General features: G+C 67.2%; 10 protein-coding genes. 9 read left to right on the top strand and 1 reads right to left on the bottom strand.

Annotation, left to right across the window (positions count from 1 at the left end):
• Nucleotides 1–166 precede the first annotated feature (166 nt).
• The 9 genes from V3B64_RS03220 to V3B64_RS03260 all read left to right on the top strand — a co-directional run bounded on the left by V3B64_RS03220 (nt 167) and on the right by V3B64_RS03260 (nt 12,037).
• The gene (locus tag V3B64_RS03220; protein WP_121505110.1) at nt 167–823 is read left to right on the top strand and encodes a glutathione S-transferase family protein; all 657 of its coding nucleotides are present in this window, start codon (nt 167–169) and stop codon (nt 821–823) included.
• Between the two features lie 78 nt (nt 824–901).
• Nucleotides 902–3,181 carry a thiamine pyrophosphate-dependent enzyme gene (locus V3B64_RS03225; RefSeq protein ID WP_329913607.1) on the top strand — a complete coding sequence of 760 codons (2,280 nt, stop codon included), beginning with the start codon at nt 902–904 and terminating at the stop codon, nt 3,179–3,181.
• A 3-nt stretch (nt 3,182–3,184) separates the two neighbouring features.
• Complete coding sequence (gene asnB / locus V3B64_RS03230) at nt 3,185–5,128, top strand: asparagine synthase (glutamine-hydrolyzing) (protein ID WP_182266401.1); 1,944 nt, start codon at nt 3,185–3,187, stop codon at nt 5,126–5,128.
• A 66-nt stretch (nt 5,129–5,194) separates the two neighbouring features.
• Nucleotides 5,195–5,755: an NAD(P)H-dependent oxidoreductase gene (locus V3B64_RS03235; RefSeq protein ID WP_032129634.1), complete on the top strand. Its 561-nt coding sequence runs from the start codon at nt 5,195–5,197 to the stop codon at nt 5,753–5,755.
• Between the two features lie 212 nt (nt 5,756–5,967).
• Nucleotides 5,968–7,404: a replicative DNA helicase gene (locus tag V3B64_RS03240; RefSeq protein WP_032129633.1), complete on the top strand. Its 1,437-nt coding sequence runs from the start codon at nt 5,968–5,970 to the stop codon at nt 7,402–7,404.
• A 173-nt stretch (nt 7,405–7,577) separates the two neighbouring features.
• On the top strand, nt 7,578–9,821 hold the full coding sequence (locus V3B64_RS03245) for a TonB-dependent receptor (protein ID WP_253143568.1): 2,244 nt from the start codon (nt 7,578–7,580) through the stop codon (nt 9,819–9,821).
• Entirely contained in the window at nt 9,821–11,410 is a 1,590-nt protein-coding gene (locus tag V3B64_RS03250) for an alkaline phosphatase D family protein (RefSeq protein ID WP_329913608.1), read from the top strand. The genes V3B64_RS03245 and V3B64_RS03250 overlap by 1 nt, the downstream gene beginning before the upstream one ends.
• A 169-nt stretch (nt 11,411–11,579) precedes the next feature.
• On the top strand, nt 11,580–11,792 hold the full coding sequence (locus V3B64_RS03255) for a hypothetical protein (protein WP_010486834.1): 213 nt from the start codon (nt 11,580–11,582) through the stop codon (nt 11,790–11,792).
• Nucleotides 11,789–12,037 carry a hypothetical protein gene (locus tag V3B64_RS03260; RefSeq protein ID WP_049460552.1) on the top strand — a complete coding sequence of 83 codons (249 nt, stop codon included), beginning with the start codon at nt 11,789–11,791 and terminating at the stop codon, nt 12,035–12,037. Before V3B64_RS03255 ends, V3B64_RS03260 begins: the two co-directional genes overlap by 4 nt.
• Nucleotides 12,038–12,062: 25 nt before the next feature.
• Here V3B64_RS03260 and gstA read toward each other — a convergent pair whose 3' ends face one another.
• On the bottom strand, nt 12,063–12,665 hold the full coding sequence (gstA, locus tag V3B64_RS03265; RefSeq protein WP_329913609.1) for a glutathione transferase GstA: 603 nt from the start codon (nt 12,663–12,665) through the stop codon (nt 12,063–12,065).
• Nucleotides 12,666–12,673 lie beyond the last annotated feature (8 nt).

Consider the following 12,673-nt stretch of genomic DNA (forward strand, 5'->3'; position numbering starts at 1 on the left):
GGCCCCCGGGGCCTGGCGGCCCGCCGGCCGGGGGCCCCGGGGGGCGGGGCCCCCCCCCGCCGCCCCCCACTACCGGGTTGCCATGCTGCACCCGCGCTTGGCATTCATCGGCGCGCTTGCCAGACTGCACGCAGCTGGCCGCCGGCCGGATCCGATGGAGCAGGCGATGGTGGAAGAGCGCGTCCCGTTGACGGTGCATGGCATGTCGGTCTCGGGTAATTGCCACAAGGTGCGCCTGCTGCTGGAGCAGCTCGGCAGCCGCTACCGCTGGGTGGAGGTGGACAGTGCCCATGGCCAGACCCACACCCCCGAATTCCTGGCGTTGAATCCGAATGCCAAGGTGCCGCTGATCGTCCGCGACGATGGCCGCGTGCTGACCGAATCCAACGCGATCCTGTTCTGGCTGGCCGAGGGCACGCCGTACCTGCCCACCGATGGCTGGGAGCGCGCGCAGGCGTTGAGCTGGATGTTCTTCGAGCAGTACACGCACGAGCCGTGCGTGGCGGTGGCGCGCTTCATCCGTGGCTGGACCCCCGCTGATTCACCGCGCCGCGCCGAACTGCCGCGCCTGCACGAGCGCGCCGCCACCGCGCTGGCGGTGATGGAGCAGCACCTGCGCCAGGCGCAATGGTTCACCGGCAACGGATATGGCGTCGCCGATATCGCGCTGTTTGCCTATACCGACGTGGCGGCAGAGGGCGGTATCAGCCTGGAGCCATTCCCGGAAGTGCGTGGCTGGCTGCAGCGCGTGCGTGAACAACCGCGCTTCCTGCCGATGCCGGCGGTGACCGCCGAGGTGCGTGCTCGCTTCGAGGCTGCGTGACTCTCACCAGGGTGACCCCCACAGGGTAGCGTCTGGCCAGCGCCGGGCGGAATGCAACAACGACACGGAGGGTGTTCGATGTTCGCTGTGGTTCCAGATCCGATTCCCGCACGCATGCGCGTGCTCAACCGCGCCGAAGTGTGCGACGTCAACTTCCTCGATGCGGTACGTGGCTGGCGCGGCACCCCGCGTCCGCGCCCGGCACCGGATGCGCCGATCCTGCCGGGCAGCACGCTCACTGCCGCCGCGTTTGGCGAGCTGTTCGATTCGCAGCTGGCCAGCCGCCAGCTGGACCTGATGGCACGCGTGCTGCGCGTGCAGAACAAGGTCTTCTACACCATCGGTTCCTCCGGCCACGAAGGCAACGCGCTGTTGGCGCGGGCCTGCCGGCATACCGATCCAGCCTTTCTGCACTATCGCTCCGGTGCCTTCATGGCCGAGCGTTCGCGCCAGGTGCCGGGCATCGATCCGCTGCGCGATGCCGCGCTGTCTTTCGCCGCCAGCGCCGATGACCCGGCCAGCGGGGGCCGCCACAAGGTGTGGGGCAGCAAACCGTTGTGGGTGCTGCCGCAGACCTCGACCATCGCGTCGCACCTGCCGAAAGCGCTGGGCACCGCACTGGCCATCGAGAGCGGCAAGCGCCTGGGGCAGCCGTTGCCGATCCCGGCCGACAGCATCGTGCTGTGCTCGTTCGGCGACGCCTCGGCCAACCATGCCACCGCGCAGACCGCGTTCAACACCGCGATGTGGTCGGCCTACCAGAAGCTGCCGGCGCCGATCCTGTTCGTCTGCGAGGACAACGGGCTGGGCATTTCAGTGAAGACGCCGGAAGGCTGGATTGCCGAGCGCTTCAGCCGCCAGCCGGGGCTCGACTATTTCTTCGCTGATGGTCTCGACCTGGCCACTGGGCACGCCCAGGTGCAGGCGGCGGTGGAGCACTGCCGGCGCACGCGGCGGCCCACCTTCCTGCATCTGCGCACCACCCGCCTGATGGGCCACGCCGGCACCGACTTCGAGGTGGAATGGCGCGCGCTGCCGGAGCTGTGCGCGGCCGAGGCGCAGGATCCGCTGCTGCGCTCGGCGCAGATCGCGATGGAGTCGGGCTGGATGGATGCGGCTGCCATCGAAGTGGCCTACGAGACGATGCGCGCGCGCTGCATGGCCGCGGCGGCGGATGCCGAAGGCCGCCCGACGCTGCAGTCACTGCAGGAGGTGATGGCGCCGCTGGCGCCGTACACGCCGGCGGCGGTGCAGGCCGAAGCGCGGCGCGAGGTGCCCGCCGATGCGCGCGAAGCGCTGTATGGCGGTGCGGAGGCCCTGCCCGAGCGGCAGCCACCACGGCACCTCGCCATCCAGATCAACCATGGGCTGCAGGAACTGCTGGCCAAGTATCCGCAGAGCCTGCTGTTCGGTGAGGATGTGGCGCAGAAGGGCGGTGTCTACACCGTCACCAAGGACCTGCTGCGCCGCTTCGGCCCACGCCGGGTGTTCAACACCCTGCTGGACGAGACCATGATCCTGGGCATGGCGCAGGGCCTGGCCAACATGGGCATGCTGCCGATCCCGGAGATCCAGTACCTGGCCTACCTGCACAACGCCATCGACCAGGTGCGCGGCGAAGCGTGCTCGCTGCAGTTCTTCTCCAATGACCAGTACCGCAACCCGATGCTGGTTCGGGTGGCCGGGCTGGGCTACCAGAAAGGCTTCGGTGGCCACTTCCACAACGACAATTCGATCACCGCGCTGCGCGACATTCCCGGCCTGGTGGTCGGTTGCCCGTCGCGCGGCGATGATGCGGTGATGATGCTGCGCACGTTGGTCGCGCTGGCGCGGGTGGACGGGCGGGTGGCGGTGTTCCTGGAGCCGATCGCGCTGTACATGAGCAAGGACCTGCATGCGCCGGGCGATGGCCAGTGGCTGTTCGACTACCCCGCCCAGGGCCAGGCGCTGGTGCCGGGCGAAGGGCGGGTCTATGCGCCGGAGGCAGGCGACCTGGTGGTCTACACCTATGGCAACGGCGTGCCGATGGCGCTGCGCGCGGCGCGGGCAATCGAGCAGCAGCTGGGCTGGCAGGTGCGGGTGGTCGACCTGCGCTGGCTGGTGCCGCTGGATGCCGGTTTCATCGCCGCGCAAGCCGCCAGCGCCCGGCGCGTGCTGGTGCTGGACGAGGGCCGCCACAGTGGCGGGGTGGGCGAGGGCGTGGTCACCGCCCTGGTCGAGGCCGGTTTCGGCCACCTGCCATTGCGCCGGGTCTGCGGTGCCGATACCTATACGCCGCTGGCGGGGGCAGCAATGTTCGGGCTTCCAAGCGACAATGCGGTGATTGGCGCCGCCCTTGAACTGGCGCAGGAACCTTGATGCATGTGTGGATTGGCGGGAATGTTGTTGCCGGCGCCGGTGGCGTCGGCCGAGGTGCTGCAGGCGCAGGTCCTGGCCATGGGCGAGGCGCTGCACCACCGCGGGCCGGATGATGGCGGCAGCTGGGTCGATGCCGGGGCCGGCATCGCGCTGGCGCACCGTCGGCTGAGCATTCTCGACCTGTCGCCGCTGGGCCACCAGCCGATGGCCTCGTCCGATGGTCGCTACGTGATGGCTTACAACGGCGAGGTCTACAACTTCGCCGCCCTTCGTGCCGAACTGGAGCCGCTGGGGCATGTTTTCCGTGGCCACTCCGACACCGAGGTGCTGCTGGCAGCGATTCTGCAATGGGGCATGGAAGACACCCTGCAGCGCTGCAACGGCATGTTCGCCATTGCGCTGTGGGACCGCCAGGAGCAGTGCCTGTGGCTGGCCCGCGACCGTGTCGGCAAGAAGCCGCTGTACTACGGCTGGGCCGGCGACACGCTGGTGTTCGGTTCGGAACTGAAGGCGCTGTGGCAGCACCCGGCCTTCGACAACGACATCGACCGTGACGCCCTGACGCTGCTGCTGCGGCTGGATTACATTCCGGCGCCGCACAGCATCCACCAGCGCTGCTACAAATTGATGCCGGGCCGCGTGCTGCGCCTGGATGCGGAAGCCGTGGCGGCGGGTGCGGCAGCGCACCGGCCGGAACAGGCGCAGCGCCCGTACTGGGATGCGCGTGCGCGCATGCAGGCGGCGCTGGCTGCGCCGTACCAGGGCCGCATCGAGGAAGCCGAGGAGCAGCTGGACGGGCTGCTGCGTGACGCGGTGGCGCTGCGCATGGTGGCCGACGTGCCGGTGGGCGTGTTCCTGTCCGGCGGCACCGATTCGTCGCTGGTGGCCGCGCTGATGCAGGCACAAAGTGGCCAGCCGGTGCACAGCTTCAGTATCGGGTTCACCGGTTCGGGCCACGACGAGGCGCCGCTGGCCAAGGAACTGGCCGCGCATCTGGGCTGCGATCACACTGAACTCTACGTCAGCGGTGCCGATGCGTTGGCGGTGGTGCCGCAGTTGCCGGCGATGTTCGACGAACCCTTCGCCGATGCCTCGCAGGTGCCGACCGCGCTGGTCGCCCGCCTGGCGCGGCAGGGCGTGACCGTGGCGCTGTCCGGCGATGGTGGCGACGAGCTGTTCTTCGGCTATACCCGCTATGTACGCGCGCTGCGCAACTGGCAGATGCTGGGCCGTGTGCCGGGGCCGCTGCGGCGCTGGATGGGCGCGCGCTCCCAGCAGCAGGGCGAGGCCTCGCGTACCGGCGGCCTGGCCGCGCTGCTGGCCGAGTCCGGTGCGCGTGGCATCGGTGACGTGTACCGCAACCGCATCTCGCGCTGGCGCGACCCGGCGGCGGCAGTGCCCGGGGCGCAGGCCGCGGGCAGCTTCTACGACCTGGCCGACCCGTTGCACGGTGCCGGCACACCGGCCGATGCGATGATGCTGGCCGATTACGTGACCTACCTGCCGGATGACCTGCTGTGCAAGGTCGACCGCACCTCGATGGCGGTCAGCCTGGAAGCCCGCGCACCGCTGTTGGATTCTCGCGTGGCCGAGTTCGCCTGGTCGCTGCCGCTGGGCTTCAAGCGCAGTGAAACCACCAGCAAGGTGCTGCTCAAGCGCGTGCTGGGCCGCTATGTACCGCAGTCGATGGTGCACCGGCCCAAGCGTGGTTTCGGCGCGCCGGTCAGTGACTGGCTGAAGGGCGACCTGCGGCCGTGGGCCGAAGACCTGCTGCAGCCCGCGCGGCTGGAGCAGGAGGGCGTGCTGTCGGCGGCCGCGGTACAGCCGCTGTGGCAGCAGTTCCTCGGCGGCCAACGCAAGTGGCATACCCATCTGTGGAACGTGCTGATGTTCCAGGCCTGGCAGGCGCATTGGCGGCAGGTGCGCGCGGGCGTGACCGGCGGCTGATCTTCACCGGCATGCAAGGGCCCGGCGACTAGGCTGGGCCTCCCGCACCGTGAGGAGTATGTCCCGATGTCCGTCCCCACCATCGCCGTGTTCGTCGGCAGCCTGCGCAAGGATTCCTGCAACCGCAAACTGGCCCATGCGCTGGAGAAGATTGCCGGCGACCGTGCGCGCTTCCAGTACGTGCAGATCGGTGATCTGCCGCTGTACGACCAGGACTTCGATGGCCACTATCCGGCGCAGGGTACCCGGCTGAAGGACCAGGTCCGTGCCGCCGATGCGGTGCTGTTCGTGACCCCGGAATACAACCGGTCGGTGCCGGGCGTGCTGAAGAACGCCATCGATATCGGCTCGCGCCCGTACGGTGACAGCGCGTTTGCCGGCAAACCGGCGGCGGTGATCGGCGCCTCCATCGGCCAGATCGGCACCGCCGTGGCCCAGCAGCACCTCCGCAACAGCCTGGCCTTCCTGGACATGCACGTGCTCGGCCAGCCCGAGGCGTTCATTCATTTCAAGGACGGCCTGATCGATGCCGATGGCACGGTCCACAATGAAGGCACGCAGAAATTCCTGCAGGGCTACGTGGACCGGTTCCTGGCGCTGATCGCGGTTCACGTCAAGGGCGATTGACGCCAGCGGTTGCCAGCCCCATCTGCGATAATGTCCGCTCGGGTGCCGCAATGGCGCCCGTCGCAGGCAGTGCGACGCTCCCACGCCAGTCTGGCCAGGCACCGGCGGATATCCCCCGTTTCTCCACGGCTTATCCACAGGCTTGTCCATGGCCGCCGGGGTCGGCGCATGCCTACACTCGTCCGGCCCACTTTCGCAGGAAACACCGCAGCATGTCCGCTCGCCCCGGCTTCCGTTCCAACCGCAGAGAGCGCGGTGATGGCTTCGATCGCGATCGCGATCGCGACGAGTCGCGCATCGACCAGTTGCGGGTACCGCCTCATTCGGTGGAAGCCGAGCAGGCGGTGCTGGGTGGCCTGATGCTGGCCCCTGAGGCCTATGACCGGGTCAATGACCAGCTGACCGAAGGCGATTTCTACCGCCGCGACCACCAGATGATCTATCGCGCGATCCGTGAGCTGTCCGAGCGCGAGCGGCCGTTCGATGCGGTGACCCTGGGCGAGTGGTTCGAATCGCAGGGCAAGATGGAACTGGTGGGCGATGGTGCCTACCTGATCGAACTGGCCAGTACCACCCCGTCGGCGGCCAACATCGTGGCCTACGCCGAGATCGTGCGTGACAAGGCGGTGCTGCGGCAGCTGATCCAGGTGGGTACCGACATCGTCAACGACGGTTTCCAGCCCGAGGGACGCGAGAGCAGCGAGCTGCTGGCCTCGGCGGAAAAGAGCGTGTTCGCCATCGCCGAACAGGGCGCACGCGGCCGTACCGATTTCGTGGCGATGCCCGGTGCATTGAAGGATGCCTTCGAAGAGCTGCGCAGCCGCTTCGAGAACGGCGGCAACATCACCGGCCTGCCGACCGGCTACAACGATTTCGATGCGATGACCTCCGGCCTGCAGCCGACCGATCTGATCATCCTTGCCGCGCGCCCGGCCATGGGCAAGACCACCTTCGCACTGAACATCGCCGAGTACGCGGCGATCAAGTCGAAGAAGGGCGTGGCGGTGTTCTCGATGGAAATGTCGGCATCGCAGCTGGCGATGCGCCTGATTTCCTCCAACGGCCGCATCAACGCACAGCGCCTGCGTACCGGCCAGCTGGAAGACGAGGACTGGAGCCGTGTCACCAGCGCGATCAAGATGCTGAAGGAAACCAAGATCTTCATCGACGACACGCCTGGCGTGTCGCCGGAAGTGCTGCGTTCCAAGTGCCGCCGCCTCAAGCGCGAGCATGATCTGGGCCTGGTGGTGATCGACTACCTGCAGCTGATGAGCGTGCCGGGCAACAGCGAAAACCGCGCGACCGAAATCTCGGAGATCTCGCGTTCGCTGAAGGGCCTGGCCAAGGAACTGCACGTGCCGGTGATCGCGCTGTCGCAGCTCAACCGCTCGCTGGAAACGCGTACCGACAAGCGCCCGGTGATGGCCGATCTTCGCGAATCGGGCGCAATCGAGCAGGATGCGGACATGATCGTCTTCATCTACCGCGATGATTACTACAACAAGGAAAATTCGCCGGACAAGGGCCTGGCCGAGATCATCATCGGCAAGCACCGTGGCGGCCCGACCGGGTCGTGCAAGCTGAAGTTCTTCGGCGAGTACACCCGCTTCGACAACCTGGCCCACGACTCGGTCGGTTCATTCGAATAACCGTAGTGCCGGCCGCTGGCCGGCAACCACCCCACGGCCGGCAAACCATTCGAAACGCCAAACGTCCGTATGTGGCGTGTAAATGACATGTAACGCGACGCTTTTACGATTCCGCCGCTGCTGCCCTTCGACGCCGCCCTTCGGCGTCCAGCGTGCCCAAGGAATCCGCCCCCATGCCGTCCCACGCTCCGCTCCGCCGCAATCTGCTGGCCCTGCTGGTCTGTGCTTCGCTGCCGTCGCTGGCTGTCGCTGAAACCGCCCCCGCCACCGACGCACAGTCGGCCACCACCCTTGACTCGGTCTCGGTGATCGGCCGCGGTGAAGCGCGCCAGGTGCAGCGCGTGACCGCCGAGGACATGAAGGTGCTGCCGCCGGGTGCCAATCCGCTGAAGCTGCTTGCGACCAAGCCGGGCGTGCATTTCGAATCGGCCGATGCCACCGGCGCCTACGAATGGTCCACCACCATCAGCCTGCGTGGCTTCAACCAGAACCGCCTGGGCTACACCCTTGATGGCATCCCGCTGGGCAACATGGCCTATGGCAACAGCAACGGCCTGCATATCAGCCGCGCGGTGATCAGCGAGAACCTGGGCGGTGCGGAGGTCTCCACCGGCATAGGCGCACTGGGTACGCCGTCCACCAGCAACCTCGGCGGCGTGTTCCAGTTCTACTCGATCGATCCGTCCACCGAGTATGGGGTCGTGCTGGCACAGAGCTTTGGTAGTGACAGCGCACGCCGCAGCTATGCACGCCTCGATACCGGCGAGCACCAGGGCTTTGCCGCCTACCTGTCCGGCGTGTATTCGGAAGGTGACAAGTGGAAGGGCAAGGGCTCGCAGGAGCTGAAGCAGTTCAACGGCAAGGCCACCTACAACTTCGGAACGGACAGCAGGATCACCGCGCTGTTCAACGCCTCGCGCCGGGTCGAGGCCGATTACCAGGATCTGTCGCTGGAAATGATCGATCGCCTCGGCTGGGACTGGGACAACTACGCGCCGGACTGGGATCGCGCCGTCGCCGCCGCACGCGGCAAATTCAGCGGCGGCGTCAACAGCCCGTGGGATGCGTACTACTCCGGCCACGGCCTGCGCAATGATGACCTGTCCAGCATTGCCGGCGATTTCGGCCTGAACGAGTCGATGCGCTTGAAGGTCAATGTCTACAACCACAGCAACCGTGGCCAGGGCCACTGGTTCAGCCCGTCCAATCCGTCCAACCCGGGCACCAGCCGCGAGATTCCGATCTCGATCCGCACCACCGAGTACGCGATCGACCGTACCGGCGTGACCTCGGCGTTCACCTGGAACGTCGGTGGCCACGAACTGGAAGCGGGCCTCTGGTACGAGGACAACGGCCACAGCGTGCAGCGCAACTTCTACTACATCGACGGCCCGATCACCGACGACTTCTTCCTGCGCAACCCGGACCAGCGCGTGTGGCACCAGCGCTACACCACCATCACCCGCCAGTTCTACGTGCAGGACCGCTTCCGCCTGTTCGATGATCGCCTGACCATCGACATCGGTGCGAAGTCGCCGCACACCCGTACCAGCGTGCGCACGCCGCTGGGCAGCTATGCCAACAACAGCAGCCTGACCTCGAAGAAGGGCCTGCTGCCGCAGGCCGGCTTCAACTTCAAGCTCAACGAAGGCAACGAGATCTTCGGTTCGTTCGCCAAAAACGTCGCCGCCTATGCGCTGGGCGTGGGTAGCCCGTTCAATGTGCCGCAGGCCGCCTTCGATGCCAGCGCGAAGAACCTGAAGCCGGAACAGTCGCGCACCATCGAGCTGGGTTGGCGTGGCTACGGCCGCGGCTATGAAGCCTCGGTGGCGGTGTACGACGTCAAGTTCGACAACCGCCTGCTGGCCATCGCGCAGTGCGTGGGCATCCTCGGTTGCCCGGCACTGTTCTCCAACGTCGGTTCTGTGACCAGCCGCGGCGCCGAGGCGACCCTGCAGCTGAAGCCGATGCAGGACCTGACCTGGTCCAATGCGCTGTCCTGGAATGACAGCACCTACGACAACGACTACGTGAACAACGGCGTGGTGCCGACCCGCGGCAAGACGACCGTCGACACCCCGGAATGGATGTTCGCCAGCACCCTGGCGTGGACCCCGGGCCCGTGGGACCTGCGCCTGGCCGCCAACCATGTCGGCAAGCGCTACGTGACCTATACCAACGATGTGTCGGTGCCGAGCTACTGGCTGGTCAACGCCTCGGCGGCCTATGACTTCGGCAAGCTCGGCCCGGCGCAGAACCTGACCGTAGCGCTGAACCTGACCAACCTGACCGACAAGCGCTACCTGTCCTCGATCAACACCAATGGCACCTACGCCGCTGACCCGACCCGCAGCCTGGCGACCATGCAGGTCGGCGCGCCGCGCCAGGTGATGGCCACCGCTACCGTGCGCTTCTGATGCGCGGGCCTGTCGATCCGGAAAGCCGTCGTCGCCTGCTGCGCATGGCGTGGCAGGGCACGGGGGCGGCGATCGCGCTGGCGGCGATGCCGGGGCTGGCCACGGCCGGCCCACGGCCGCGGCTGGGGCGCGATCCGTTCACCCTCGGTGTCGGCGCCGGTGATCCGGATCCACAGGGGGCCGTATTGTGGACGCGGCTGGCACCGGACCCGCTCAATGGCGGCGGCATGCCGTCGCGGGCGGTGCCGGTGCGCTGGTTCGTGGCCGAGGACCCGGGCATGCGCCGGCTGGTGCAGCGGGGGACTGCGGCCGCGGTGCCCGAGCTGGCGCATTCGGTGCACGTGGAGGTCAACGGCCTGCGCCCAGGCCGCGACTACTACTACCGTTTCGCCTGCGACGGCGATGAGGAAAGCGCGGTCGGCCACTTCCGCACCGCGCCGCCGCTGGACACGCAACTGCAGCAGCTTCGGTTGGCCCTGTGCACCTGCCAGGCCTGGAACAGCGGCTACTACCCGGTCCTGCGCGATATCGCGCAGAGCGATGTCGACCTGGTGCTGCATGCCGGGGACTACCTGTACGAATACAGCCCGCTGCAGAACGCGCGTGGTCGTGCGCTGGATGCGCAACGCTTCAGTGGCGAGACCGTCAGCCTGGAGCGCTACCGTGACCAGTACGCGCTGTACAAGCTCGATCCGGATCTGCAGGCCGCGCATGCCGCACACGCGTTCGCGGTGATCTGGGATGACCATGAAGTACAGAATGATTACTCCGGCATCCACCCGGAAAAACCCGGCGTATCAACGGAGGACTTCATCATCCGCCGCGCCGCCGCCTACCGCGCGTTCTACGAGCATCTGCCGATGCGCAGCACACCTGCGGGCAACGGCGGCCTGCGCGTGCATCGGCGCCTGCGTTACGGCGATCTGGCACAGCTGACCCTGCTAGATTGCCGCCAGTTCCGCCCGGCCAATCCCTGTGGCGTGGGCGAGTCGCCACGCTGTGATGCTGCACTGGACCCGCGCATGAGCATGCTCGGCACGGGCCAGGAGGCGTGGTTCGCGCAGTCGATGGCGGCCGCGCAGGGCACGCGCTGGAACGTGGTGGTGCAGCAGTTGCTGATGGCGCAGCTGCGGCTGGACGGTGGCACGCCACGCGAGCGCTTCTGGAATGACGCCTGGGATGGCTATCCCGCCGCACGTAACCGGCTGCTGCAGGCGATGCAGGCAGGCGGGCAGGGCAATGCCATCGTGCTGGGCGGCGACTGGCATTCCACCTTCGTCAACGACCTGAAGTTGGATTTCGACGCGGCCAGTGCGCCGGTCGTAGCCACCGAATTCATCGCTCCGGCGATCAGCAGTGGCGGCGACGACACGCCATACGGGCCGTACTACGGGCCGTCGATTCCGCAGAACCCGCATATCCGCTATTTCGACGGCGACCGCCGTGGCTGGTGGAAGCTGCAGCTGAACCGGCAGACCGTGGATGCGGAACTGCGCTTCACCGACAGTGTGCTGCGTACGGACGCTGCGGTGCGCACCGCGGCGCGTTTCCAGGTGACCCACGGCCGCCCGGGCGCGGTCCCGGTGTAAATCCCTGCGGTAGTGCCGGCCGCTGGCCGGCAATCTCCTGAATCTCCGGTTTCCCCACAATCGGTTTCATCGCCCCCAGCCCGGGTTTCGTCGCAAACCGTTTGCGGGCGGCCAGGGCGGGGCGCCAAGGTGTCCGCAGGCGGCAGGGTGCCGCCACAAGGAGACCGTGATGAAGACCTTGTTCGCGCTCGGTGTGTGGTGCCTGCTGTTCGTGCTGTGCTGGCCGCTGGCGATCCTCGCCCTGATCGCTTGGCCGTTCGTGTGGCTGCTGAGTCTGCCGTTCCGCCTGGTCGGCATCACCTTCTCGGCCCTGTTCGCCTTCCTGCGCGCGCTGTTCATGCTGCCGGCGCGCCTGCTCGGTGGCCGGGCGGTGGCTGCATGAGGACGGTGCTGCTGGTGGCGCTGGCATTGCTCGCGGGGCCGGCACTGGCCACACCTCCAGCGCCACCCTCGGTGTGGTTGGAACGCCAGCAGACTGCTGCGGCTGACGAGGCGAACGCTGCAGCGGTCTCCGTGCAGAAAGCCAAGGAGCGCTGCAGGGTCGCGAAGGAATGGAAGGTCGGCGAGACGGTGGTGCAGCACCGGGTCTGTGAGGATCCACCAAAGAAGCCGGCTGGAAAGGTGTAGCGCCGAGCCTGTGCTCGGCTCCACATCACGCGGCCTCTGCGCGTAGCGCCGCCTGCACGGCCGGTCGTGCGTTGATCCTGCGGGCATAGGCAGGCAGCGCCGGCCACACCGCCAGATCGATGGAGAAGAAGCGGCACCAGCCCAGCACCGTGAAAAGATAGGCATCGGCGACGCTGAAGTCCGGCCCCATGAGGAAGTCCTGCGTTGCCAACGTCTCCTGCAGCAGGTCGAAACGCTTGAACAGCTTCTGCCGGAAGAAGGCCTTGGCCGCTTCCGGCAGATCCGCGTTGAACAGCGGCGCCGAGCCGGCGTGGATCTCGCTGGTCACGAAGTTCAGCCATTCCTGCAGTCGTACCCGCTCCCAGCTGCCGATGGGTGGGGCCAGCGCGCATCCGGGTTTCAGGTCGGCCAGGTACTGGACGATGGCTGGGCCTTCAGTCAGCACCTGCCCGTCATCCAGCTCCAGCGCCGCGACATAGACTTTGCGGTTGATGGTGCGGAAATCGCGGCCATCGGCGGTCTGTTTGCTGGCGTTGTCGACCTTGACCAGCTCGAAGGGGAGGCCAAGTTCACGTAGCACGATATGGGGCGACAGCGAGCAGGTGTAGGGCGCGTAGTACAGCTTCATGGAGGGTC

It is taken from the genome of Stenotrophomonas sp. SMYL86 (genome assembly GCF_036320025.1).
GTDB lineage: Bacteria > Pseudomonadota > Gammaproteobacteria > Xanthomonadales > Xanthomonadaceae > Stenotrophomonas > Stenotrophomonas maltophilia_A.

Coding starts and splice junctions, on each gene's coding strand:
- asnB (WP_182266401.1), top strand. CDS start 3,185: ATGTGTGGATTGGCGGGAATGTTGTTGCCGGCGCCGGTGGCGTCGGCC.
- V3B64_RS03260 (WP_049460552.1), top strand. CDS start 11,789: ATGAGGACGGTGCTGCTGGTGGCGCTGGCATTGCTCGCGGGGCCGGCA.
- V3B64_RS03245 (WP_253143568.1), top strand. CDS start 7,578: ATGCCGTCCCACGCTCCGCTCCGCCGCAATCTGCTGGCCCTGCTGGTC.
- V3B64_RS03255 (WP_010486834.1), top strand. CDS start 11,580: ATGAAGACCTTGTTCGCGCTCGGTGTGTGGTGCCTGCTGTTCGTGCTG.
- V3B64_RS03250 (WP_329913608.1), top strand. CDS start 9,821: ATGCGCGGGCCTGTCGATCCGGAAAGCCGTCGTCGCCTGCTGCGCATG.
- V3B64_RS03220 (WP_121505110.1), top strand. CDS start 167: ATGGTGGAAGAGCGCGTCCCGTTGACGGTGCATGGCATGTCGGTCTCG.
- V3B64_RS03240 (WP_032129633.1), top strand. CDS start 5,968: ATGTCCGCTCGCCCCGGCTTCCGTTCCAACCGCAGAGAGCGCGGTGAT.
- V3B64_RS03235 (WP_032129634.1), top strand. CDS start 5,195: ATGTCCGTCCCCACCATCGCCGTGTTCGTCGGCAGCCTGCGCAAGGAT.
- gstA (WP_329913609.1), bottom strand. CDS start 12,665: ATGAAGCTGTACTACGCGCCCTACACCTGCTCGCTGTCGCCCCATATC.
- V3B64_RS03225 (WP_329913607.1), top strand. CDS start 902: ATGTTCGCTGTGGTTCCAGATCCGATTCCCGCACGCATGCGCGTGCTC.